This window comes from Arthrobacter sp. N1, assembly GCF_048288285.1.
Lineage (GTDB): Bacteria > Actinomycetota > Actinomycetes > Actinomycetales > Micrococcaceae > Arthrobacter_D.
The window spans coordinates 406099-430745 of record NZ_CP102608.1 but is presented as its reverse complement, the minus strand read 5'-3'; the positions used below and the strand labels follow the sequence as shown (position 1 = coordinate 430745).

Annotated in this window: 20 protein-coding genes and 2 tRNA genes; 10 read left to right on the top strand and 12 right to left on the bottom strand. The window is 70.6% G+C overall.

All coding sequences use genetic code 11. The features are described 5' to 3' along the window. Positions 1-29 precede the first annotated feature (29 nt). The 3 genes from tmk to NVV32_RS02080 are packed head-to-tail and all read left to right on the top strand — an operon-like array spanning position 30 to position 3489. Positions 30-677, top strand: a complete 648-nt coding sequence (gene tmk / locus NVV32_RS02090; RefSeq protein WP_235498535.1) for a dTMP kinase — start codon at positions 30-32, stop codon at positions 675-677. Further along, on the top strand, positions 674-1867 hold the full coding sequence (locus tag NVV32_RS02085; RefSeq protein WP_055765159.1) for a DNA polymerase III subunit delta': 1194 nt from the start codon (positions 674-676) through the stop codon (positions 1865-1867). Before tmk ends, NVV32_RS02085 begins: the two co-directional genes overlap by 4 nt. Beyond that, positions 1864-3489 (top strand): alpha/beta hydrolase, encoded by a 1626-nt coding sequence (locus NVV32_RS02080; RefSeq protein ID WP_422391201.1) that lies wholly within the window; start codon positions 1864-1866, stop codon positions 3487-3489. The genes NVV32_RS02085 and NVV32_RS02080 overlap by 4 nt, the downstream gene beginning before the upstream one ends. Here the strand turns inward: NVV32_RS02080 and NVV32_RS02075 are convergent. Continuing rightward, positions 3444-4190 (bottom strand): HAD family hydrolase, encoded by a 747-nt coding sequence (locus NVV32_RS02075; RefSeq protein ID WP_422391200.1) that lies wholly within the window; start codon positions 4188-4190, stop codon positions 3444-3446. The genes NVV32_RS02080 and NVV32_RS02075 overlap by 46 nt on opposite strands. Positions 4191-4409: 219 nt before the next feature. Here NVV32_RS02075 and NVV32_RS02070 point away from each other — a divergent pair. After that, a tRNA-Thr gene (locus NVV32_RS02070) sits at positions 4410-4485 on the top strand. Positions 4486-4637: 152 nt separating this feature from the next. On the opposite strand, the gene NVV32_RS02065 is transcribed toward NVV32_RS02070, so the two are convergent. Both NVV32_RS02065 and NVV32_RS02060 read right to left on the bottom strand, forming a co-directional pair. Further along, on the bottom strand, positions 4638-4880 hold the full coding sequence (locus tag NVV32_RS02065) for an acyl carrier protein (protein ID WP_152816396.1): 243 nt from the start codon (positions 4878-4880) through the stop codon (positions 4638-4640). A gap of 212 nt (positions 4881-5092) precedes the next feature. Further along, a complete protein-coding gene (locus tag NVV32_RS02060) occupies positions 5093-5932 on the bottom strand; it encodes an aldo/keto reductase (RefSeq protein ID WP_055765165.1) in 840 nt (279 codons plus the stop codon). Positions 5933-6043: 111 nt separating this feature from the next. On the opposite strand from NVV32_RS02060, the gene NVV32_RS02055 reads away from it, so the two are divergent. Continuing rightward, positions 6044-7825 carry a hypothetical protein gene (locus NVV32_RS02055; protein WP_422391199.1) on the top strand — a complete coding sequence of 594 codons (1782 nt, stop codon included), beginning with the start codon at positions 6044-6046 and terminating at the stop codon, positions 7823-7825. 37 nt (positions 7826-7862) lie between these two features. Here NVV32_RS02055 and NVV32_RS02050 read toward each other — a convergent pair whose 3' ends face one another. Genes NVV32_RS02050 through NVV32_RS02035 form a run of 4 tightly spaced genes read right to left on the bottom strand, consistent with a single transcriptional unit; the run spans position 7863 to position 10929 of the window. Beyond that, complete coding sequence (locus tag NVV32_RS02050) at positions 7863-8318, bottom strand: hypothetical protein (protein ID WP_055765171.1); 456 nt, start codon at positions 8316-8318, stop codon at positions 7863-7865. Positions 8319-8325: 7 nt separating this feature from the next. After that, positions 8326-8961 carry a bacterial proteasome activator family protein gene (locus NVV32_RS02045; protein ID WP_422391198.1) on the bottom strand — a complete coding sequence of 212 codons (636 nt, stop codon included), beginning with the start codon at positions 8959-8961 and terminating at the stop codon, positions 8326-8328. A 37-nt stretch (positions 8962-8998) separates the two neighbouring features. Continuing rightward, a complete protein-coding gene (locus tag NVV32_RS02040) occupies positions 8999-9601 on the bottom strand; it encodes a response regulator transcription factor (protein ID WP_055765173.1) in 603 nt (200 codons plus the stop codon). Continuing rightward, entirely contained in the window at positions 9598-10929 is a 1332-nt protein-coding gene (locus NVV32_RS02035) for a sensor histidine kinase (protein WP_422391197.1), read from the bottom strand. Before NVV32_RS02035 ends, NVV32_RS02040 begins: the two co-directional genes overlap by 4 nt. A gap of 113 nt (positions 10930-11042) precedes the next feature. On the opposite strand from NVV32_RS02035, the gene NVV32_RS02030 reads away from it, so the two are divergent. Together NVV32_RS02030 and NVV32_RS02025 are read left to right on the top strand one after the other, a co-directional pair. Next, positions 11043-12029, top strand: coding sequence for an ABC transporter ATP-binding protein (locus NVV32_RS02030; protein ID WP_422391196.1), 987 nt, complete (start codon positions 11043-11045; stop codon positions 12027-12029). Positions 12030-12065: 36 nt separating this feature from the next. Next, positions 12066-12833 (top strand): hypothetical protein, encoded by a 768-nt coding sequence (locus NVV32_RS02025; RefSeq protein WP_422391195.1) that lies wholly within the window; start codon positions 12066-12068, stop codon positions 12831-12833. Between the two features lie 63 nt (positions 12834-12896). Here NVV32_RS02025 and NVV32_RS02020 read toward each other — a convergent pair whose 3' ends face one another. The 4 genes from NVV32_RS02020 to NVV32_RS02005 all read right to left on the bottom strand — a co-directional run bounded on the left by NVV32_RS02020 (position 12897) and on the right by NVV32_RS02005 (position 16909). Beyond that, positions 12897-13106: a YbdD/YjiX family protein gene (locus tag NVV32_RS02020; RefSeq protein WP_422391194.1), complete on the bottom strand. Its 210-nt coding sequence runs from the start codon at positions 13104-13106 to the stop codon at positions 12897-12899. Beyond that, a complete protein-coding gene (locus NVV32_RS02015) occupies positions 13106-15382 on the bottom strand; it encodes a carbon starvation CstA family protein (RefSeq protein ID WP_422391193.1) in 2277 nt (758 codons plus the stop codon). The genes NVV32_RS02020 and NVV32_RS02015 overlap by 1 nt, the downstream gene beginning before the upstream one ends. Before the next feature lie 197 nt (positions 15383-15579). Further along, complete coding sequence (locus NVV32_RS02010; protein WP_422391192.1) at positions 15580-15813, bottom strand: hypothetical protein; 234 nt, start codon at positions 15811-15813, stop codon at positions 15580-15582. 121 nt (positions 15814-15934) lie between these two features. After that, positions 15935-16909: an NAD(P)H-quinone oxidoreductase gene (locus tag NVV32_RS02005; RefSeq protein ID WP_422391191.1), complete on the bottom strand. Its 975-nt coding sequence runs from the start codon at positions 16907-16909 to the stop codon at positions 15935-15937. A gap of 63 nt (positions 16910-16972) precedes the next feature. Between NVV32_RS02005 and NVV32_RS02000 the strand changes: the two genes are divergently transcribed. The 3 genes from NVV32_RS02000 (at position 16973) to NVV32_RS01990 (ending at position 22492) form a co-directional block, all read left to right on the top strand. Beyond that, positions 16973-17060 (top strand) — tRNA-Ser (locus tag NVV32_RS02000). A gap of 164 nt (positions 17061-17224) precedes the next feature. Continuing rightward, on the top strand, positions 17225-17755 hold the full coding sequence (locus tag NVV32_RS01995; protein WP_422391190.1) for a septum formation family protein: 531 nt from the start codon (positions 17225-17227) through the stop codon (positions 17753-17755). 219 nt (positions 17756-17974) lie between these two features. Continuing rightward, a complete protein-coding gene (locus NVV32_RS01990) occupies positions 17975-22492 on the top strand; it encodes an ExeM/NucH family extracellular endonuclease (protein ID WP_422391189.1) in 4518 nt (1505 codons plus the stop codon). Between the two features lie 142 nt (positions 22493-22634). On the opposite strand, the gene NVV32_RS01985 is transcribed toward NVV32_RS01990, so the two are convergent. Then, a complete protein-coding gene (locus tag NVV32_RS01985) occupies positions 22635-24641 on the bottom strand; it encodes an FAD/NAD(P)-binding protein (RefSeq protein WP_422391188.1) in 2007 nt (668 codons plus the stop codon). Positions 24642-24647: the final 6 nt, after the last annotated feature.

Here is a 24647-nt window from a genome sequence, read left to right as displayed (position 1 = left end):
GGGTCGCTGCCACTCGGTAGGCTTGGCGCGTGACCTATCCCCTCCCGCACGGCCTGCCCGGCCTCTTCGTCGCGTTCGAGGGCGGCGACGGCGCCGGCAAGTCGACGCAGGCCTCGCTCCTCTGCACGGCGCTCGAGGAGGGCGGCCGGACCGTGGTCCGGACCCGCGAACCCGGCGGCACCCCGATCGGGGAGGAACTGCGGTCGCTGGTGCTCGAGCACGGCCACGGGGACATCGACGCGCGGACCGAGGCACTCATGTTCGCCGCATCCCGCGCCGCCCACGTGCAGCAGGTGATCGTGCCCGCCCTGGGCCGCGGCGACGTCGTCGTCTGCGACCGCTACATCGATTCCTCCGTCGCGTACCAGGGCGTGGGCCGGGGCCTCGGCGCCGATTCCGTCCTGGACCTGAATCTCTGGGCCACCGACGGCCTCCGCCCCGACCTCACGGTCCTCCTCGACGTGGATCCCGCGGAGGGACGCAGCCGGCGCACCGCCGGCACCGTCGCCGAGGACCGGCTCGAATCGGAGCCCGACGGCTTCCACGCCGCCATTCGCGACGCGTTCCTCGACCTCGCCCGCCAGGATCCCGGACGCTACCTGGTGCTGGCCGCCGCTGCTCGACCGGCGGACCTGCACGCGGCAGTCCTCGCTGCCCTCCCCCGGGCGGCGGCATGACCGCCGTGGCACACGCCCTGCCCTCGACCGGCGTCTGGGCGGAGCTGCGCGGCCAGGAACAGGTGGTGGAGCAGCTCCGCCGGGCCGCGCAGTCCGGAGCGCCCACCCACGCATGGCTCTTCACGGGGCCCCCCGGCTCCGGCCGGTCGAACGCCGCACGGGCCTTCGCCGCCGCTCTGCTGTGCGAGCGTGACCTGTTGGCCGAGCGCGGGTGCGGTACCTGCAAGGCGTGCCGCACGGTCCTGTCCGGGGCGCACGCCGACCTCACCAACGTCACGACGGAGAAGGTCACCATCAGCATCGACGAGGCCCGCGAACTCGTCCGGAAGGCGCAGGACAAGCCCTCCACCGGCCGGTGGCGGATCATCATCGTCGAGGACGCCGACCGCATGCAGGAGCGCAGCACCAACGTGCTCCTCAAGGCCATCGAAGAGCCGCCGCCGCGCACCATCTGGCTGCTGTGCGCGCCGAGTCCGGGCGACGTGCTCGTCACCATCCGCTCACGCTGCCGTTCCGTGGGTCTCCGGCTGCCACCCGTGCAGGACGTCGCGGAGTTGCTCGTGGCCCGGGACGGGATCGATCCCGTGATCGCCGAAGCAGCCGCGCGGGCCGCGCAGAGCCACATCGGGGTCGCCAAGCGGCTGGCGACGGACGACGGGGCGCGCGAGCGCCGCAACCAGATCGTCCGCCTTCCGCTGACGCTGCGCTCGGTCTCCGGCGCCATGCGGGCGGCCGCGGACCTCGTGCGCCTCGCCGAGGCGGAGGCGCAGAGCTCCTTCGAACAGCGCGACGCCGAGGAGCGGGCCTCGCTCCTCGCGACCCTGGGCGCTCCCGAATCAGGAACGCTGCCACCCTCGATGCGCGCACAGATCCGGCGCCTCGAGGAGGACCAGACGCGGCGGGCGAAGCGGTCGAAGAACGACTACTTCGACCGGGCCCTCACCGACCTCATCTCGTTCTACCGCGACGTCCTGATGCTGCAGGTCTCCAGCGGGCAGATGCTCGTCAACGAGCCCCTGCGCCCGGAACTGGAGGACTTCGCCCGGCGTGAAGGCCCCGAGGACACCCTCCAGCGACTCGAGGCGATCAACGAGGTGCGGACGCGACTGGTCAGCACGAACGTCTCACCCCTCCTCGCCATCGAGGCCATGACGGTGAGCCTCCTGTCCCGGAAGGACCTCGACCGATGACCCAGGATCCATCCCTGACCCGGCCCGTGACCTCGCCCGTGACCCCGCGCGGAATCGCGCCCGTGAGCCCTCCCGCCCGGCGCCGCCCGCCGTTCGCCCTCCTCGCCGGAGCCGCCGTCGTCCTAGGGCTGGCCGGCTGCACGCTGTCCTCCCCCTCCGAGACGTCCGCGGACGGCTCGGTCAGTGTCGAGACCGCCGATCCCGCCGCCATCGGGGACGTCCCCGAGGACCTGCTCAGCTTCTACGAGCAGGAGGTGCGCTGGGAGGACTGCGAGGAGGAGTTCTCCTGCGCGACCATCGAGGTCCCGCTCGACTACGCGGACCCGGGACGCGCGAGCATCGACATCTCGGCCATCCGCGCGGACGCGACGGGTGACGCCCAGGGCACGCTCCTCGTCAACCCGGGTGGACCCGGGGGATCAGGCGTGGCCATCGTCCGGGATTCCCTGGACTACGTGGCGAGCGAGCGGCTGCGGGAGGACTACGACATCCTCGGCTTCGATCCCCGCGGCGTGGGCCGCTCGACCCCCGTGCGCTGCTACGACGCCGCCGAGCAGGACGCAGCCCGCCAGGAGTCCTACCCGGCCGACGCCTCGGACGACGAACTACTCGCACTGCTCACCGCCGAGGCGAAGGAGTTCGCCGACCTCTGCGCCGAGCGGACGGGCGAGGTGCTCGGCCACGTCGACACCGGGTCGGCCGCACGCGACATGGACATCCTGCGCGCCCTCGTCAGCGATCCGACACTGACCTACCTCGGCTTCTCCTACGGGACCCAGCTCGGTGCCACCTACGCCGAGCTCTTCCCCGGGCGCGCAGGGCGGCTGGTGCTCGACGGGGCCATCGACCCCTCGCTCAGCAACGAGGAGATCACGCTCGGTCAGGCCGACGGCTTCGAGAAGACGGTCCGCGCCTACGTGGCGGACTGCCAGCAGGGCGCGGAGTGCCCCTACAGCGGGTCGGTGGACGACGGCGTCCGGCAGATCCAGGAGTTGTTCGCCGCCGTGGAGCGGGAGCCCATGACGGCGGACGACGGACGGCTGGTACCGGTCTCGACGTTCGTCCAGGGCTTCATCCTGCCGCTGTACGACAACGGGAACTGGCCGACGCTCACGCAGGCCGTGACCGACGCCCTCGACGGCGACCCCTCCGCCATGCTGTATCTGGCGGATCTGTCCGCGGAGCGACGCCCGGACGGCACCTACGCCTCGAACTCCACCGCGGCGTTCCTCGCCGTGAACTGCCTCGACTACCCCATGACGAGCGACCCCGCGGAGATGAAGGCCGACGAGCAGCGGCTCATCGAGGCGTCCCCGACCTTCGGCCGCTTCCTGGCCTACGGTGGCGTCACCTGTGCGCCCTGGACGTACCCGCCCGTCGCCGAACCCGCCCCTCTCAGGGCTCCCGGCGCCGATCCGATCCTCGTCATCGGCACCACCGGCGATCCGGCGACGCCCTACGCGTGGTCCACGGCCCTCGCGGACCAGCTCGAATCCGGCGTTCACGTCACCTGGGAGGGTGAGGGCCACACCGCCTACGGCAGGTCGAACGACTGCATCCTCGATCTCGTGGACGACTACTTCATCGACGGGACGGTGCCGGCGGACGGTGCGCGGTGCTGATCGGAGGCTGCCGCACCACCTGACTGCAGCCACTGCGGCAGCCCGCACATGGAGGGCAGGACGGCGTCGGCGCCCGCCCGGCGCAGCTCCGGCTCGCTGTGCGCGCCCGTGAGGACACCGATGACCGCACCGGCGCCGGCGCGCCTGCCGGCGATCAGGTCCGACGTCGTGTCCCCCGCCACCAGGACCGACCGGACGTCCTCGATGTCGAGGGCGAGCACCGCCGTGAGGATGATGTCGGGATAGGGCCGTCCGCGGCCGGCGTCGGAGGGGCAGAGGCTGAGATCGGCGAGTCCCATCCAGCCCAGCGACGCCAGGATCATGTTCTGCGTATGGCGTCCGAAACCGGTGGCCAGGCAGATCTTCAGGCCCGCGTCACGCAGGGCGAGGATCGCCTCCTCGGCGCCCGGGATGGGCTGCACCCCGTGCCGGGCCAGCAGGGTGTCGTACACCTGCTCGAAGGTCCGGTTGACGTCGAGTGCCGTGGGCGTGTCGGCGAAGAGGTGGCGGAAGACGAGTTCCTTCGAGGTGCCCATGGTGCGGCGGGCATACGCCGTCATCGAGGTGAAGGCTTCCGTGCCCTGGGCGACACCGTGGGAGGTCAGGGCCCGGGTGAACGCCTCCTCCTGCAGGGCGCCCTCGTCGACGGTGGTCCCCGCCATGTCGATCACTGCGAGGGTGAATGGGCGGTCCTGCGTCATGCGGCGTCCCCTTTGCCGGCCGAGCCCGTTCCGGTCTCGGTGACGGGTAGGAGCCACGCTTCGCGACAGGGCTGGCCCGCCAGGAAACGGGAAGCGGCGCAGGCGTGAACGGGAGACGAATTCGCGTCAGGTCCGGCCATTTTGACCACGAGCGGGACCTGCCTATAAAGTTGTGGCTTGTGGATCGGCGTCGGGCTCAGCCCCGGACCGGGAAGCATTGCCTCCTTAGCTCAGTCGGTAGAGCGTCTCACTCGTAATGAGAAGGTCGCCAGTTCGACTCTGGCAGGAGGCTCCAGCAGAAGCCCCGGACGGTTCGCCGCCGGGGCTTTTCCGTGTCCCGTGGCCGTTCGGAGCCCGGGGTCCGATGACGACGACGGCGGACACCGAAGCAGCCGCTGTCGTCCTCGTCCCGTAAGGGGTCGGCATCAAGGGCCTCCCCGAGGTCGATCAGCTCATGGCGGGGCCCGACTCGGAGGACGTGGTGAGCTCCCCGAGGAACCGATGGCACGTCGCGGCGCGCTCGGAGTCCTGGGCCATGACCTGCTCGAAGAACTCGGCGATGTCGTCGCGGCCGGCGTTGCGGGCGTCACGGACGTACTGGCCGTAGTCATGCCCCGCCTTCAACGAGTGGTACTGCAGCGAGATCAGGTCGAACGAGACGTCGTCGAATCCGGTTTCTCCGGTAGCCATCGGGCACCTCCATGTAGGGGATGAACAGGTGCAGGAAACGCTAGGTCGCGCTCCGTGGGGGCGGCAACGACGATTCGCGGGCCCACGGGTCTCGCCTGCGCGGGAGCGGTCTGCTAAGGGCGCCGCGGCGTCACACCCGCGGCCCGGAACGACGAGAGCCGCCCGGCGCTGCCGGGCGGCTCTGAAGATCCTGCCAGGATCCCGAGTGGGGATCAGGCGAAGTCGGACGTCGCGGGGTCGGCTCCGATGCGGCCTTCCGCACCCTTGTCGAGGGCGTTGATGGCCTCGACGTCCTCGTCCTCGAGCGTCACGTCGAGGGACTCCCAGTTCTCGATGATGCGCGACTCGGTCACCGACTTGGGGATGACCACGTTCCCGAGCGCGAGGTGCCAGGCGAGGACCACCTGGGCGGGGGAGGCGTTGCGCTTCTGCGCGATGTCCTGCAGGACGGCGTCGTCGAGCAGTCCCTTACCGGAACCGATGGGCGACCACGACTCGTGGAGGATGCCCTTCTCGGCCTCGAACGCGCGCAGCTCCGCCTGGTTGAGGTAGGGGTGCGTCTCCACCTGGTTGATGACGGGCACCACGCCGGTGGCGTCGATGATCTCGGTGAGGGCCTCGACCGTGAAGTTCGAGACACCGATGCTCTTCACACGACCCTGCTTCTGCAGTTCGATGAAGGCCTTCCAGGTGTCGAGGTACTTGCCCTGCTGGGGCTGAAGCCAGTGGATGAGGTAGAGGTCCAGCGTCTCGAGGCCGAGGCGCTCCATGGACGCGTCGAACGCCTTGAGCGTGCTGTCGTAGCCCTGATCCGCGTTCCACAGCTTGGTGGTGATGAACATGTCGTCGTGGCTGAGCCCCGATGCCGCGATCGCACGGCCCACGCCGGCTTCGTTCCCGTAGATCTTCGCCGTGTCGATGTGGCGGTAGCCGGCCTTGAAGGCCTTGCCCACGACGTCCTCGGCGACGTTGTCCTCGACCTGCCATACGCCGTAGCCGAGCTGCGGGATGGTGTGGCCGTCGTTGAACGTAAGGTGTGGTGATGTAGTCATACAGGCGGGAACCACCCGCTGCGCCGGATTATTTCTGTTTCACCTGACAACTATCAGTCTGCGTGGCATGTCGTCGCTCGCGGCCGGGGCGCAGGCGGCCGGACGACGGGGGTGGATCTGCTGGACGAGACGTCCCTGCACGACGCCGCCTACCGCTACGCCTTCCGTCGCTCGCTCTCGGTGCGCCTTGCCTCGGCGGCCGCCCACGAGGCCACCGGTCACCTCCCGCCGCCGTCGCCCGGGTGGCCTGCGCTCCCGGCGCCTCGCGTGCTGCCGGACGTGGACGACGGACGGGACGACCGACGGGGCGACGTGCTGGGCGACGTCCTGGTCGCGGCGAGGTCGGCACTGGAACGCTTCCTTCCGCCTGACCTGCCGCCCCGCGTCCCGGACGATCCGGACCTGAGGTCCGCCCTGTCGGCGCTCCGGCCGGACGAGCGGGAGTTCCTCCTGCTCCGGCACTGGGACGGCCTCGAACCCGCCGAGGCTGCGCGTGCCACCGGTCAGGCCGTCGACCAGCTGCGGATCGTCGAGGACGCCGTCGCGCGGCGGTTGGCCGGCACGGAGGAGCCCCACCCTGCGGAAGGGCTCCCGGCTGTGGGGAACGACCGTCCGGGACCGCGACGGGGTACGGGTGGGACCGACGGACCGGGCGCTGCGCCGGATACTCCGCTGCACACGGCCCGGCCCGGCCCTGATCCGCTCACCGAGCGGTTACGGCGGGCTGATCCTGCAACGACCGTCACCGAGGCGCAGCTCGACGCGAGCCGGCCCCTGCCCGCACCACGGACGCCCCCGCCCGGCCCGTCAGCAGGCCGGGGCGTCCCACCTGCCGGACACGACCTCCGCGAGCGGCCGGAGCAGTCCGGCAGCGAACCTCGCCGCCACGACGTCGACGACGAGGACGGGCTGTTCACCGCCCGGGACACCCGCGTCGGTGTCCCGAGGCCCGGAGTGCACGGCGCCCGGGCCGGCCGGGTGCCGACCGCCGTCGGTGCGGCGTGCCTGCTCGCGCTCGTCGCGGTCCTCGCCAGCGTGATCGTTCCGCGCCCTCCCTCCGGTCCGTCGGAAGGCGTCGAGCGCCTGTACGGCCTGGCGGACGTCGTCGCGATCGTCTCCGACGCGGCGGTCGAACCGACCACGGTGGACGGCGACGTGCGGATCCTCCAGGCCTCCGTGGTGGTGCAGATCGTCAAGGGCGAGGCCGACGGCGACGTCCTGACCGTCGACGTGACCGGACGGAGCACCCTCGAGCGCCCCTACAGCAGGAACTTCTTCCCTCCGCACCAGCTCCTCTTCCTGGTGCGCGACGGCGACGGGGTGCTCTCCCCGATCGAGGGGGAGGGCTCGGTGCTGACCCTCGTCGATCGGCGGTCGCCCGAGGCCACGACGGTCTCCGGGGACCCTGCACCGCTGCCGCCGGAACTGCGCGATGCCATCGACACGCTCCCCGCGCCGGAGCTTGCCCTGGCGACGAGCGGCGTGGAGCCGGGTGGGCTCGATCCCGCGGACATCGTCGGCATCCTTCCCGCGGAGGGGCGCTCTGCGCAGAATCTGCCCGCGAACCAGCTGGGGACGTTCCGGATGGCTGCCAACGGCGGCAGGGCCTGCGTGTGGTTCGAGTTCAACGGTCGCTCAGTGGTGCTCCGCTGGCCCGAGGGCTTCTCCGCGTACGAGCGCGAGGAGGTTCTGTCCTACCCCGACGGCGATCCGCGGGTCGGGCGGCGCGTCCTGACCGTCCTCAACGAGCGCGGCTACCCGTACGTGGACGAGAACAGGCCGACCCCGTACATCCGCGGTGTGGCCACCGGTGAACGGGCCACGTGCGGCGGCAAGGAGCTCGATGTGTGGGACATAGCGGCCGGACCGGGCAGCACGCTGCTCTTCTACTGAGCGGCGGGACCATGCGCAGTGCGGGGGGACGGACCGCCTAGCAACCGTCCGGCATCGACCGCTCGGCCTCCTCGACATCATCGGCCACCAATTGGGCCCGCCGGCGGACGTTGTCGAGGCCGGCGGACGCGACGCCCCACCGTTCGCCGTCGAGCCGTGTCATCGCGGCGGCCTCCGCCGTGGTCGCGAGCGTGTTGCCCGCCCTCGAGAGCGCCCGGTGCACCTGGAGCAGGGCGCCCGGGATGTCCAGGCCCGTGCTCGGGGAGGACGACTGCGCACGGACGCACACGGACCGCACCCGCGGCAGCATGGCGCCGAGCTCGTTGGCGACGGTGACCAGTTCGTTGTAGACGTCGTCGTCCTCGATGCCCTCGAGGATCTGGTGGTAACGGTCGAGGCCACGCCGGAAGCGATCGTGGGCGCGACGCCACACGCCCGTACCGAGTTCGGCGTCGTCCTTCCGTCCCTGCCGCGCCGCCGCGAAGAATGCCACCCAGGCGCTACAGGTACTGGCCGGGGCCGTGGGTGTCCGCGGACGCCTGGGCCGGGCGGGCGGGCGGGGTGCGGCGCGGCTCGCCGTCCTCCCCGACGACGACGCCGGGCGCGATCACCGTGCCGGCGGGGAGCTGTCGCAGCTGGAGGCGGGCGGCGAGCTGCTGGTTCGCCATCTGCTGCGCCGCGAGGGCCGTCTGGATCCCGTGGAACAGGCCCTCCAGCCAGCCCACGAGCTGCGCCTGCGCGACCCGCAGCTCAGCGTCGGTGGGCACCGAATCCTCGTCGAACGGCAGGTTGATGCGGTGGAGTTCCTCGACGAGCTCGGGTGCGAGACCGTCCTCGAGCTCCGTGACCGAACGCTCGTGGATGGACGCCAGCCGCGTGCGGCCGGCGTCGTCGAGGGGCGCGCTGCGGACCTCCTCGAGGAGCTGCTTGAGCATCGTGCCGATGCGCATGACCTTCGCCGGCTCGTCGACGAGCTCGGCGAGGGTCGCGGGACGTCCGTCCTGCGACCCCTGGGCACCCTGTGCAGCATCGAGCTGCTCCGGTGTGCCGATGGTGCCCGTCTGCGGCTCGTCCGGAGTGCCCGAACCGGTCGCGGGGGCGGTCCGGAAAGGGCCTGCGGGCTGCTGTTCCGTCATGACGCTATGCTCCCACAACCGTCGGGAGCCGGGCACGTCAGATCCAGCCTTGCTCCCATGCCCTGGCCGCGGCCGCGTGGCGCGACGGTGCGTCCAGCTTGGCCATCGCGGAGGAGACGTAGTTGCGCACCGTCCCGGGGGCCAGATGCAGCTCTCGGGCGATGGTCTGGAGGCTCGCTCCCTGGTGCCCGTGCCGGAGCACGTCGAGCTCGCGCGCCGTCAGGGGGCAGGACTCCCCCGTGAGCGCGCTCGCGGCGATGTCCGGGTCCACGTAGCGACGTCCGGCGGCGACATCGCGGATGACCTCGGCCAGCTGGTCCGCCGGCGTGGACTTCGGGACGAAGCCTGACACCCTGCTCGTCAGCGCCCGCCGCAGGACACCCGGCCGCGCGTGGCGCGTGACGATGACGACGCGCGTCGCGACACTCCGGAGGATCTCCTCCGCGGCGTAGATCCCGTCCGTGGGCGGCATCTCGAGGTCGAGCACGCAGACGTCCGGGACGTGCAGCTGCGCGAGCCGCACGGCATCCGTCCCGTTGTCGGCGCTCGCCACGACCTCGAGGTCCTCCTCCAGCCCGAGCAACGCCTCCAGCGCCCCGCGGATCAGGTGCTCGTCATCGGCGAGGACGATCCTGATCATGGCCGGCCCCGGTCGCCAGCCGTCGACGAGGGCGCCGGGACCGCCGTGCCGGCGGGTGCTCCGGCCGCCGTCATCGCCGGAGCGGGAGCAGTACCGGCAGGTGCTTCGGCCGTCAGGACGAACGATCCGCCGTCGCCCCCGGCCGTGACGCGCCCGCCGATCACCTCGAACCGGCGCCGCAACCCGTCGATCCCCGACCCGCCCGCGCGACCACCGCCGGTACCGAGGACGCCGTCGTTCCGCACCACCAGGACGCGCCGGGCGTCGGAGCACTCCAGCCTCAGCTGCACCGCGCCTGCTTCGCTGTGCCGGAGGATGTTCGTCGTCGCCTCCCGGATGACCAGGCCGAAGAGGGTGCGGAGCTCGGCCGGCAACCCCTCGCCGTCGACGTCCACTGAGCAGGAGATTCCCGCCGCGCCGAGCACCTCCGCCGCGTTCGCCGCCTCGGCGGCCAGCGAGACCGCCCGGTAGCCGTGGACGAGGGCCCGGGTGTCCTCGAGCGCCGTCCGCGCGAGCTGCTGGGCCTCGGTGATCTGGACCCGCGCGGCTTCCGGGTCGGTGTCGAGCAGGCGCCCGGCGAGCTCGGTCTTGAGGGCGATCACCTGGAGGTGGTGGCCCTGGATGTCGTGGAGGTCCGCGGCGAAGCGCAACCGCTCCTGCACGACCGCCAGCTCACCGGAGGTCCGGCGGCTGTCGTCGAGCCGCACCACGATCTCCCACCACCAGATGCTCCCGACGAACAGCAGGGGGGTCATGAGTGCCCACAGCGCGACCGACGCGAACCCCCCGGTGTCCGCGACCGCGCTCTGCCCGCTGTTCCCGAGGAGCATGCCGAGCATCCCGTGCAGCACCAGGACGGGCACCGTGAGGGCGAGCACCCGTGTGCGCTCACGCCGGGTGACGACGACGGCCACCGCGTTCGCGGCGAACCAAAGCGGCAGGGCTGCCACCCACAGCGTGTGGGACTGCAGCAGCCCGAGCACGTACAGCGCCCCCGCGGGGAGGAGGAGCCACAGCGTGTACCTCCGGGCGGGAAGCCCCCCACCCAACCCGTTGCGGAAGAACCAGCAGTAGCGCACGAGAGCAGCGAGGGAGGTGACGGCGAGCAGGACCAGCGCGACATCGAGGAACTGCAGGCCGTAGGAACCGCCGCTGAGGAGCAGGAGGGTGTTCACGAGGCCGACGACGACGACGTAGAACACGATCGAGGCGATCGTGTACCGCCAGGTGGCGCGAACCCCGCGGCCCGCTTCGAGGGCCGTCACCACCGCGTCGACCGCCTCCGTCCCCTCGTCCGGGGGACGTGATCGATCCGTGAAGAGCGCCATGCCGTCCATCGTAGGACCATGACATCTGTCATGGTCCGGGCGTGCGGACCTGCACGGGCACGCGTGACGCCCGGGCACTGACCCTGCCGCCCCGGGCTCGGAAGGATGGAGGCATGACCACGACTCCCAGCTCCCAGTCCACGTCCACCCGGCCCGTCGAACCCGACACCATCGCGGTCGCCGCCTCGGGCCTGCGCTGCTCCTACGGTTCGTACGAGGCCGTCCACGGGATCGACCTCAGTATCCGCAACGGCGAGTTCTTCGCCCTCCTCGGGACCAACGGTGCCGGGAAGACGACGACGATGGAGACCCTCGAGGGGCACCGCCCGGCGAGCTCGGGGACCGTCTCCGTCCTCGGTGGTGACCCGTACCGCGACAAGGCGTCGATCCGGCCACGCATCGGCATCATGCTGCAGGAGGCCGGCTTCGCGGACGACCTCACGGTCGAGGAGACGTGCCGGCTCTGGCTCCGCCTCTCCTCCGCCGATCCGCGGGGCCGCGCCGCCGCCGAGGTGATCACCCACGGCCTCGACGTGCTGGACCTGGCCGGCAAGGCCTCCACCCGGGTGAAGATGCTCTCCGGCGGCCAGCACCGTCGCCTCGACCTGCTGCTCGCCACGGCCGCCGAACCGGACGTCCTGTTCCTCGACGAGCCCACCACGGGCCTGGACCCCGAGTCCCGCGAGCGCACGTGGGACCTGGTCAGCGCGCTCAACGACGACGGGACCACCGTGGTGCTCACCACCCACTACCTCGAGGAGGCGGAGATGTACGCGGACCGCCTGGCGATCATGCACGACGGCGCGATCGCCGTCGAGGGAACGCTCGCCGACGTGCTGACCCGCGAACCCGCGGTCATCGCCTTCGAGGTCGACGCCGCGGTCGACGTCCTGCCGCTGTCGGCCCTCGGCCTGGAGCCGGACTTCTCCCCGACACTGTCCACCACCCGGGTGACCCTGCCCACGGGGGACCTGCAGGGCGATCTCTGGAAAGTGCTGTCCTGGGCCGACTCGCACCGGCTGCACCTGGACCGTCTCTCCGCGTCGGAGGCCTCCCTCGCCGCTGTCTTCCGCCGGGTCAGCCTCGGCGCCTCCGCCTGATCCATCCCCTCCGATCCCCGACACCTGGAGACCTTCATGACCACCCTCACCCCTGCCTCGACCCGGGGCCCGTCCGCCGCACAGCGCGTACTCGCGATCGCCCTCATGGAACTGCGGATCATCGTCCGCAACAAGACCGTGCTGACCGGCGCGGTGATCATGCCCGTCGGCATGGCCGCCTACCTGTACTTCATCGGCGCCGACCAGCTCGCCGAGCCGTCCGGCGCGGCCGTCCTGGGAGGTCTGACCCTCATGCTCGTGGCCCTGCTCGGTGTCTACCTGACAGCGACCACCACGCTCGCCACCCGGAGGCAGGAGCTCTTCCTCAAGCGCCTGCGGAGCGGGGAGTCCTCGGACACGGTCATCTGGCTGGGTATGCTCACGCCCATCGTCGTGCTCGTCGCGGCGCAGCTCGCGGTGATCACGGCGGGCTTCGGGATCGCCGGTGTCGATGCGCCGGCCCAGCCGCTCGTCGTCCTCGGCGCTGTCCTCGGCTTCCTGGCCCTGTGCGCCACGGCCGGCATGCTCACGAGCATCTACACGCCGTCGGCGGCGGCCGCGCAGATCACCACCCTGCCGTTCATCGCCGCCGTGGTCGGCTCGTTCTTCTGGACCGCCTTCGACGACGGCTTCGAGTTCGCCTCACGCCTCACCCCGGGCGGGGCCCTGCAGAACCTGCTCATGACCGGCTGGGGCGTCGAGCCCCTCGGTGCGTCCACGGCAGGTGCCGCCGTCGTGCTCCTCGCCTGGACCGTGCTGCCCTACCAGGTGGCCGCCCGGCGCTTCCGCTGGGAGAAGCGCTGAGCCCGGACACGGTGAAGCCCGGTCCTCGCGGAGGACCGGGCTTCACCGGTGGAACGGGCGTCGCTAGCAGCAGCGCCCTTCGGGGTTGGCATCCTGCCGGTCGGTCCGGTCGCGCCAGAACTCGCGCTCCGTCATCGGGTCGCCGCCCGCGTGGGAGCGCTCGTGGTGGTCGAGGTACGTCTGGTACGCGTTCTCGCCCATCACGCCCTTGAACAGCCAGGCCAGTTCACGGGCGGTGTCACGTGCCCGCTGCAGGACATCGGGGACGGTCATCAGTGGCCCGACCGGGCGGGCCGCTTGCCGGGTTCGAGGGCGGACCACTGCGCCTCGAGGTCCTTCTCGGCCGGCGTGGCCACGAGGCCCGCCGGAGCGAAGATGCGCGACGCCGTCGGGGCGTCCTCCGCCCCCGGGCCACCGCCCTGGCGGTAGGCCTTGATCGTCGCGAGGATCGCCGTGGCGATCACGATGATCGAGAGCACCACGAACACGATGGACAGCGTGCCCTGGATGAAGGTGTTGCGGACCACCGCCTCCATGGCGGCGACGGTCTTCGCGGTCCCGAAGCTCTCCTCGCCCGCGTCGAGGGCGTTCCTGAAGGCCGTGTGCTGCGCCCAGTACCCGATGGCCGGGGTGGGCGAGAAGATCTTCAGGAACGATGCGGTGATGGTGACGACGGCGGCGAAGGCCAGCGGGAGCGCGGGGATCCACAGGAATTTGAAGAGCCCGCGCTTGGCGCAGATGGCCATGCAGACCGCGAGCGCGATCGCCGCGAGGAGCTGGTTCGCGATGCCGAACAGTGGGAAGAGCGTGTTGATGCCGCCGAGCGGATCGGTGACGCCCATGATGAGGATCGCCCCCCAGCCCGCCACCATGATGGCGGTGCAGATCCACGCGCCGGTCCGCCACGAGGTGTCGCGGAAGCGGGGCACGAAGTTGCCGATGCTGTCCTGCAGCATGAAACGGGCCACGCGGGTCCCGGCGTCGACCGCCGTGAGGATGAACAGCGCCTCGAACATGATGGCGAAGTGGTACCAGAACGCCATCATGCCCGCACCGCCGAAGACACCCTGCATGATCTGGGCGATCCCGACGGCGAGGGTCGGAGCGCCGCCGGTGCGGGACACGATCGACTCCTCGCCGACGTTCGTCGCCATGGTGCTGAGCGCCTCCTGCGTCAGGTTGACGCCGGTGAGTCCGAGCCCGTTGACGAACGCGACGGCACCCTCGATGGTGCCGCCCGTCGCAGCGGCCGAGGAGTTCATCGCGAAGTAGATGCCGCGGTCGATCGACAGGGCTGCGACGAGCGCCATGATGGCCACGAAGGACTCCATGAGCATGCCGCCGTACCCGATGAAGCGGGTCTGGCGCTCCTTCTCGATCATCTTCGGCGTGGTGCCGGAAGCGATCAGCGCGTGGAACCCGGAGAGGGCGCCGCAGGCGATGGTGACGAAGAGGAACGGGAAGAGCGTTCCGGCGACCACGGGGCCCGCGCCGGTGGTGGCGTACTCCGTGACGGCAGGGACGCTGATCTCGGGGCGGGTGACGACGATCGCGACGGCGAGCATGACGATCGTGCCGATCTTCATGAAGGTCGAGAGGTAGTCGCGCGGTGCGAGCAGGAGCCAGACGGGCAGGACCGCGGCGATGAAGCCGTAGATGATGATGCCCCAGGCGATGGTGATGCGGTCCAGCGTGAAGAGCTCGACGCCCCAGGCAGTCTCCGAGATCCAGCCGCCGCCGATGATCGCGAGCAGGAGCAGGACGAAGCCGATCAGGGACACCTCGGTGACCTTGCCGGGCCTCAGGTAGCGCAGGTAGACACCCATGAAGAGGGCGATCGGGATGGTCATCGAGACGGAGAAGACGCCCCAGGGGCTCTCGCCGAGGGCGTTGACGACGACGAGCGCGAGGATCGCGACGATGATGATCATGATGGTAAGGGTGGCGACGAGCGCCGCCGTCCCGCCGATGACGCCCAGTTCCTCCCGGGCCATCTGGCCGAGCGACCGGCCTCCGCGGCGCATGGAGAAGAACATCACGAGGTAGTCCTGGACGGCGCCGGCGAAAATGACGCCGATGATGATCCAGAGCGTGCCGGGCAGGTAGCCCATCTGCGCGGCCAGCACGGGTCCTACCAGGGGCCCGGCACCGGCGATGGCGGCGAAGTGGTGCCCGAACAGGACGCGGCGGTCGGTGGCGGCGTAGTCCTTGCCGTCGGCCTTGTACTCCGCCGGTGTCGCCCGGCGGTCGTCCGGCTTCAGCAGGTTGCGCTCGATGAACTTCGAGTAGAACCGATAGGCGATCAGGTAGGTGCAGACCGCCGCGAACACGAACCAGATGGCGTTCACGGTCTCGCCGCGCACGATGGCGAGGATGGTCCAGGAAACACCACCGAGGAGGGCGATGCCCACCCACAGCGCGATCTTCGCCGGTGTCCACCGGCGGTCCTCTGCTTCGGCCTGCTCCGGGTCGACGGCGACCGGCGGCAGGTCCGGATCCGTCACCAGCACGTCGGCGTGCCGGTGGGATCCGCTCTGCTTGTTACTCATGATGCTCCTCGAGTGCGAGAGTGTGGTGCACACGAAGGTAGCAACGTAGTGAGGCGTGCGTCACATGGCAAGCCTGCCGTCGGGCGGCGAGCGCCGAACGCGCGTGGGTGTGCGCCGAACGGCTCGGCGGCGGCCCGGCCGCTCCCGTGCCTCCACCCATGGGCGGGACCACGCGAGCGGCTGCCACTGCTCAGGTCCTACCGGCGCGCGTCGTCCCGCACCGCAGGGGGTTCGTCGTCGTCGTTCGCGTTGAGGCCCTCGCTGATGCTCGAGTGCGTCCTCGTGCGCCCGTCCGCCGGCTCGTCCGCGTCGTCGGTGGGACCGTTGTCGACGCCGTCGGGCACCTGGTCGCCGAGGTTCTCCGCGAAGCTGTCGGCCGCCTGCTCCAGCCCGCCCTCGTGCCCGTCGTGCCCGTCTTCGCTCGTACCCATGGCTGTGCTCCTTCCGTCGGTCGTCGATCCAGCCTCGCACAGCGCCGGCCGAATCGGAAGCATGCTGATGATCGTGCTGCGCCGACCCACTTCGTGCGCTCCACCGGCGCCTGCGCAGCTCCTACCCGAGCGCCAGCAGGACCTTCCCCGTGTGCTCGCCCGAGTCGAAGTAGGCGTGGGCCTGCGCCACCTCGGCGAGCGGGAAGATCCGGTCGACGAACGGCTTGACCGCACCCGAGGAGACCAGCGGCCAGACGTTCTCCTCGAGGGCCGCCATGATCATCGCCTTCTCCTCCGCCGGCCGGGCCCGCAGGGTGGTCCCCGCGACACTCGCGCGCTTGCCCATGAGCATGCCGAGGTCCAGCTCGGCCGTCGAGCCACCCTGCAGCCCGATGACCACCAGCCGTCCGCCCGTGGCCAGCGCCTCGAGGTTGCGCGACAGGTACTTCGCCCCGACGACGTCGAGGATCACGTCCACGCCCCGACCGCCCGTCGCGGCGAGGACCTCCGCCACGAAGTCCTGCCTCCGGTAGTCGATGAGGGTCCGCACCCCGAGGCCCCGGGCGACGTCGAGCTTGGCCGGCGACCCGGCGGTCACGTGGGGCACGGCCCCGAGGGCCAGGGCCACCTGGATCGCCATGACGCCGATCCCTCCGGATGCGCCGTGGATGAGGACGTGCTCGCCCCTGCGCAGGCCGGCCTGCAGCACGAGGTTCGACCAGACGGTCGCTGCGGTCTCGGGCAGGCCGGCGGCGTGGGTGAGGTCCACCCCCTTCGGCGCGCGCACCACCTGACCGGCGGGCACCGCCACCCGTTCGGCGTAGCCCCCACCCGAGAGGAGCGCGACGACGGCCTCCCCCCGCGCGAGATCCGAGGTCCCCGGCTCGGCGATCCGCCCGGACACCTCGAGGCCGGGCACGGTGGACGCGCCGGGAGGTGGCGGGTACAGCCCGCGCCGCTGCTGGACGTCGGCCCGGTTGAGCCCGGCGGCGACGACGTCGATCAGGACCTCGCCATCGCCCGCCACGGGGTCCTGGACCTCCTGCACGGACAGCACCTCCGGCCCTCCGGCACCCTCGATCACCACTGCGCGCATGCCCGGCTCTCCCGTCCCTCGATGGTTGGGCGTCCCACGCCCTTTCGTGAAACACTATCGGCGGGAAGGTTGTCCGAGCGGCCGAAGGAGCTGGTCTTGAAAACCAGTGGGCGGTCACCCCGTCTCAAGGGTTCGAATCCCTTACCTTCCGCTCCCGAGGAGGCTCCGCAGTGCGGGGCCTCCTCTTCTCGTGGTCGACGTGCCGGATCCACGTCCGGTGGTCCGCCCGGATCGTGGTGCGGTCCGTCGCCGTCCGGTACTGTCCCGAGGAGCAACAGCCGTGCCGCGGTGGACGCGGCTGACGACGGGGTCTCGATGCGTACTGGGAACATCAGTGGAACGAACGAGCGCCGGAGCGCCGGGTCGGTCAGGCGCCGTGCGGTGGCCGTCTCGCTCCTGGCCCTGATGGCGTCCTCGGGGTGCAGCCTCCTGCCGACCCCGGAGCCGGACCGGGACGCCCAGGGCACGGTCACCGCCGAGGCGGGGACGGACGCGCTCCCGATCGCCGTGGGTGACTGCATCGACGACCCGGGCATGACCGACGTCTCCGACATCACCGTCCTGCCGTGCGCGGAGCCGCACACGTTCGAAGCCTTCGCGACGACCACCATGCCCGACGGCGACTACCCCGGCGAGGCCGCCGCGAACACCGCGGCGGGCGAGTTCTGCGCCGGCGAGTTCACGGGGTTCGTGGGTGTGGAGCACGACGCCTCCGTGCTCGAGCTGCTCGTCTTCTACCCGGTGGAGGAACGCTGGGATACCGAGGCGGACCGCCGGATCCTCTGCTTCGTCGCCGAAGCCGGCGAGACCCCTGTGACCGGTTCGCTAGAGAACGCCGGCCGATAGGCCCCTTTCGTCCACGGATCACCGCCATCGGCACCCGTTCTTCCGGTGCCACTGGCTTTTTGGTAACCCATTGTTAACGATGTTCTGGTTGGCTACTCCCGGGGATAGGAATGTCACCTGCGTCACATATGGTGCACATGCCAACGCGCCCACCCCTCCAGCGGGTCGGCGGGCTTCACTCGCGGCCGTCACGGCCATCGTCAAGGAGAGTACGAACGAATGGGTAATTCGTCATGGAAGGGAGCGCTCGGTGCGGCGCTGTCGGTAGGGCTCATGGCCTCGCCGATGATCGCACTGCCGGCGAGCGCGGTGGAGACACCGCCGGCCACCGCGTCCGTCACAGGAGACGGCGTCATCATCAACGAGGCCTATGTCTCGGGCGGGTCCGCCGGGACGCCGTTCACCAACAAGTTCGTGGAGCTCTACAACCCGACCGACGCGCCGGTGAGCCTCGACGGCTGGTCGCTGCAGTACCGCGGAGCGACGTCCACCGCCGCACCTACGGCCACCGCACTCCGGGGCACCATCCCGGCGAAGGGCTACTTCCTGGTCCAGGGAGGCAGCAACGGCACGGCCGGAGCAGCACTCCCGACTCCCGACCTCACCGCCCCCGGCCTCAACGTCGGAGCGCCCGGTGGCGTGATCGTCCTGTCGAACCAGGCCGCCACCGTCGGCGCCCTGCCGTCCGGCAGCATCGTCGGAACGCCCGGCGTCGTCGACGCGCTCGGCTACGGCAGCGCGAACGCCTTCGAGGGTTCGGTCGCCACCACGCCCGGTTCCGGCAGCACCAGGTCCACCGCCCGCACCGCGTTCTCCGACACGGATGTCAACGGCGCCGACTTCAGCCTCCAGGAGGCCACGCCCACCAGCAGCGCCGCCACCCCGGGCGGCCCGACCCCCACACCGACACCCACGCCGACGCCGACCCCGACGCCGGGCGTCGTCACGCCCATCCGCGACATCCAGGGAACGGGCAGCGCGACGCCGCTCTCCGGCCGGACCGTCACCACACGCGGCAAGGTCACCGCGGCGTACCCCACGGGCGGATTCGCCGGGTTCTACCTCCAGACCGCGGGAAGCTCGGCGACAGCCGACCAGACCGCCTCGGACGCCGTCTTCGTCTACTCCCCCGCGACGGTCGCCTCCGTCGCCGTGGGTGACTACGTGGAGGTCACCGGGACCGCCGGTGAATTCGCGGGCCTGACGCAGATCACCGTCGCGGCCGGCGGCACCACCGAGCTCACCGAAGCGGCCGAGGAGCCCAAGGCCTCCGCCATCGCACTGCCTGCCACCGAGACTGCGCGTGAGGCAGTCGAGGGCATGCTCCTCCAGCCCGCCGACACCTTCACCGTCGCCGACAACTACACGCTCAACCAGTACGGCGAGGTCACCCTCGCCGCCGGTACGGAGCGCCTCCTCCAGCCGACCGATGTCGCCCGCCCCGGTACGCCCGAGAACGCGGCGGTCATCGCCGACAACGCGGCGCGCGGCATCCGGCTCGACGACGGCGCGTCGACGAACTTCTTCGCGCAGGCGAACCGCGGCAAGGTGCTCCCGTACCTCACCACCGCGCAGTCCGTCCGCGTGGGCTCCACCGCGCAGTTCACCTCGCCGGTGGTCCTCGACTACCGCAACAGTGCCTGGAAGTTCCAGCCTCTCGCCGAGCTCGACGGCGCCAACCCCGGTGGCGTCCAGCCCGTGCAGTTCACGGGCGAGCGCCCGGCGGCACCGGCCGAGGTCGGTGGAGACGTGAAAATCGCGTCCTTCAACGTCCTCAACTACTTCCCGACCACCGGTGACGACCTCGCCGGCTGCATCTTCTTCACCGACCGCGCCGGCAACCCGATCACCATCAACGGTGGCTGTGACGCCCGTGGCGCGGCGGACAAGGAGAACTTCGAGCGCCAGGAGGCGAAGATCGTCGCGGCGATCACCGCCCTCGACGCCGACGTCGTGACCCTCATGGAGATCGAGAACTCCGCCAAGTTCGGCAAGGACCGCGACGCCGCGCTGGCCACCCTCGTGGAGGCACTGAACGAGAAGGCGCCGGGCACGTGGGACTACGTCCGCTCCCCTGCGGCCGTCCCGGCCCTCGCGGACGAGGACGTCATCCGCACCGCCCTCATCTACAAGAAGGCCGTCGCGGAGCCGGTCGGCGAATCCGTCATCCTCGACGACGACGTCGCGTTCTCGAATGCGCGGAAGCCGCTCGCCCAGGCCTTCAAGCCTGTCGGCGGCTCCGACGCCGAGACGTTCGTCGCGATCGTCAACCACTTCAAGTCGAAGGGCTCCGGACCCAGTTCGGGCGCGGACGCCGACAGCGGCGACGGCCAGGGCGCCTGGAACGCGGCTCGCGTCGCCCAGGCACGCGCCCTCGTGGCCTTCGCGGACTCGGTGAAGGCCACGGCGAAGACCGACCGCGTGTTCCTCACGGGCGACTTCAACTCGTACACGCAGGAGGACCCCATGCAGGTCCTCTACGAGGCGGGCTACGTCAACCAGGGCGAGAAGGACGGGAACTACTCCTACGTCTTCTCCGGCCTGAGCGGCTCCCTCGACCACATCCTGGCCTCTCCCGCGGTCGATGCCACGGTCTCCGGCGTGGACACCTGGAACATCAACTCGGTGGAGTCCGTCGCGCTGGAGTACAGCCGGTTCAACAACAACGTCACCGACTACTACGTGGCGGATCCGTACCGCGCCAGCGACCACGATCCCGTGATCGTCGGATTCGACCTCGCCGCCGCGGACACGACCACGGACGTCAACCTCCTCAACATCAACGACTTCCACGGCCGCATCGATGCCAACACGGTGCGGTTCGCGGGCACTGTCGAGAAGCTCCGCGCCGAGTTCGGCGAGGACGGCACCGCGTTCCTGTCCGCAGGTGACAACATCGGCGCTTCCCTCTTCGCCTCGTCCCTGCAGGACGACGAGCCCACCCTCGACGTCCTGGACGCCCTGGGCCTGGAGGCCTCGGCCGTGGGCAACCACGAGTTCGACAAGGGCTTCGACGACCTCACCGGTCGCGTCAGCGACTCTGCGGGCTTCCCCTACCTCGGCGCGAACGTCTACACCAAGGGCACCACCGATCCCGCGCTCGACGAATACACGATCATCGACGTCGACGGCATCGATGTCGCCGTGATCGGCGTCGTCACCGAGGAGACGGCGACGCTGGTCAGCCCGGGCGGCATCGAGAACGTCGACTTCGGCGATCCCGTGGCGGCCGTGAACCGCGTCGCTGCGCAGATCGAGGAGCAGGATCTCGCGGACGTCATCGTCGCCGAGTACCACGAGGGCGCCGGTGACGGTGTCGTCGAGGGTGCGACCATCGAGGAGGAGATCGCCGCGGGAGGCACCTTCGCCCGCATCGTGAACGAGACCACGCCCCTCGTGGACGCGATCTTCACCGGCCACACCCACAAGCAGTACGCGTGGGACGCTCCGGTCCCCGGTGCAACCGGCACGACCCGCCCCATCCTGCAGACCGGTTCCTACGGCGAATTCATCGGCCAGATCACCCTGACGGTGGACACCGCCACGGGAGACGTGCAGTCCTACACCGCCCGGAACGTCGCGCGCACCACGGACACCGACGCCACCCTCGTCAGTACCTTCCCGAGGGTCGCCGAGGTCAAGACCATCGTCGACGCGGCGCTCGCGCAGGCGGCGATCATCGGCAACCAGCCGGTCGGCTCGGTCACCCAGGACATCACGACGGCGTTCACGGGCACGACGCGTGACGATCGCGCCTCCGAGTCCACGCTGGGCAACCTGGTGGCCGACTCGCTCCGAGCGAGCCTCTCACCCGCCGAACGCGGCGGAGCGCAGATCGGCGTCGTCAACCCCGGCGGACTCCGCAATGAGCTCTACTTCGCACCGGACGGGGTCGTGACCTTCGCAGAGGCCAATGCGGTCCTGCCCTTCGTCAACGACCTCTGGACCACCACGCTCACGGGCGCGGAGTTCAAGGCCGTCCTCGAGCAGCAGTGGCAGCCGGAAGGTAGTTCACGCTCCTTCCTGGCGCTCGGCCTCTCGGACAACGTGAGCGTGACCTACGATCCGGCTCTTGCACGCGGCTCGCGGATCACCTCGGTCCTCGTCGACGGACAGCCGCTCGACCCGGCGAAGGACTACCGCATCGGTACCTTCAGCTTCCTCGCACAGGGCGGCGACAACTTCACCGCCTTCCGCGAGGGAGCCGACACGCGTGAGTCGGGCCTGGTGGACCGCGATGCCTGGATCGACTACATCCGTGCCAACAGTCCGCTGTCGCCGTCGTTCGATCGCCGCAGCGTCCAGGTCCAGGGAGCTCCGACCACGGTGAAGGCCGGCGCAGCCGTCTCCTTCGCCGTCTCGAAGCTGGACCTCACCTCGCTGGGCAGCCCGATCAACACCACCCTCGCTGCGAGCTACGTTGCAGCGGACGGGACGAGCACCGAGCTCGGCACCTTCCCCGTCACCGGGGGGAGCGCCACGGTCGAGCTGACCATCCCGGCGGCGGCCGGCGGCCAGGGCCGCATCATCCTGACCGCAGCACCGAGCGGAACGACCGTCACCCTGCCGGTGACGGTGGAAGCTGTCGCCGAGCCCGAGGTCCCCGTCAAGCCGGGCAAGCCCGAGAAGCCCGTCAAGCCGGAGAAGCCGGTCAAGCCCGGTAAGCCCGAGAAGCCGGAAAAGCCCGTCAAGCCGGGCAAGCCGATCAAGCCCGAGAAGCCGGGCAAGCCTGCCTGACACGCTCCACCACGACTCCGGTCGTCCTGAAGGACGAGAGGGACCTCCACCGCCACGGTGGGGGTCCCTCTCCTGTGTCACGGGAAGCACTGAACCAGGGTCCGGCCCGTCGCAGCCCCGCTGACCAGGCGCTGGGCTCAGCTCAGGAGGAGGTGGATGCCGTGCTCGAGGTATGGACTGCCGCGCCAGTGGAAGCAGCAGTGGAAGCAGAAGTGGCAGCAGCAGTGATGGCACCGGCGATCGCATCAGCGTCCAGGAGCGTCCTGGCTCCCGCTCCGAGCGGGGCTCCGGCCTCGGCCGCGATGGCCGTGCCCCACTGGACCGATGCCAGCTGCAGCCCGATCACGAACAGGGATTCCTGCTCCCGTCCCGTGTTGTCCACGGCGCGGTACGGCGGTGCGGTGACGTCGAGTCCGGCGGAGGTCACCGGGACGCCGTCCTCCGCCATGAAGGTGCGTGGACGCACCGTCCCTTTCGCCAGCAGGTCCCGCATCAGCGGGGAGAGACTCGTGGACACGCGGTTCGCCGGCATCATCGCCTCGACGAGGTAGCGGGCGGTGAACGCCTCCCCCCTCACCCAGGGCGAGGCCGCACGGAACAGTCCTTCGTCCGGGTCGAAGCCGAAAGCCGGGTTCGGCCCGACGAAGCGGACGATCCCCGCACGCACCAGCGCCGCAAGCTGCGCGATCCGCAGCGGCGGCGGCCCGCTCGCCAGCCCCTCCACGAGGGGCTCGAACCAGCCGCGCAACTCCGCGTTCCACGACGCACCGGAGATCCCGCCGTCGGCCACGGCCTCCTTGATCACCGACCGGCCCGCGTTCATCGCGCCGATCGCCATCTTGAGGGGATCGTCCTCGCCCCTGGCCGAGCCCGCAGCATCCTCGTCGAGATACACCAGGACCGCCGCGGAGAATTCCTCGCCGTCGTCGAACCGACGTCCCGCGAAGGGATGCGCGAGGCTCTCGACGTCGATGCGTCGGTCCGCCGGAACGAGCGCGCCGATCGCCGCCGCGGCCGCGGCCTCCCACGCCGGGCCATCGAGATTCAGCGCCGCGTCGAGCTCGCCGAGCAGCACCTCGGGCGTACCCGTCAGGCAGTGCGGTTCCACCCGGCAGAGCGTGGAGTAGTACGCCCAGAGGGTGTCGCGATGCAGCAGGGGCCAGAGGTCGTGGTCGAAGCCAGGCTGGATCCCGGATCGGCGGAAGGCCAGGACGCGTTCCACGGTGCAGAACCTCAGCCTGACGCTCCGAGGGATGTAGGACTCGAGGGACGCCTTGGCCCGGTAGGGCACACCCCGGCGGGACGCGGCCACGAGGCGTGGCTCCTTCCCGGACGGCGTGTACTCGAGCCGGCCGTCCCCGGCGCTCGAGAAGCGGCCGCCCCTCCCCTCCGTCATCTGGATCATGGCGTCGAAGAAGTTGAGCCCCAGGCCCCGGATCAGGACGGTCTTGCCGGCGGGCAGCCGGTTCCACGCCACGTCGGCCGGTACGGCGGGCGGCCAGTACTGGAGACCGTGCCTGGCTGCCGCGTCCTGGAGCTTCTCCTGCTCGGGTGTCAGGGTCGCCGGGAGATGCCCGACGGCGAGCACTACGTCGTCGACCCGGAGGACCTGGCCGTCGTCGAGCCCGATGTCCCACCCCTGCCCGGCTGCACGGTCTGCACGGTCGAGACTGACCGCCTCCTTGCGGTGATGGACGATCGAGACCCCGGAAGGGGCGAGGCGCACCACCTCGCCGAACACCCAGGCGAGGTACCGGCCGTAGAGGGCCCGGCTGGGGAAGCCACTGGAGGTGAGCGTCGTGCACTCCGTGCGATCGTCGACGGTCAGGCCACTGATCAGTCCATCCACGGCACGCCTGCGCCACGCATCGAAGGACAGTGCGACGGGTGGCGCCGCCATCCGGTCCGCGGCGTCGCCGACGGGCACCACGGTCGGGTACAGGCAGGGGGTGTTCATGAGGAACAGCCGGGACTGGTCCGTGCGCCAGATGTGGCCGGGCCCCGGATCATGGGGCTCGACGACATGGATGACGAGGTCCGGAGCAGCATCACCGCGATGCCGGTGACCCGCGACGAGCCGCTCCACCACCGACGTGCCGCGGGGCCCGCCGCCGATGACGGCTACCTGCCGCGCCTCCCTGTTGTCCACGCGTCA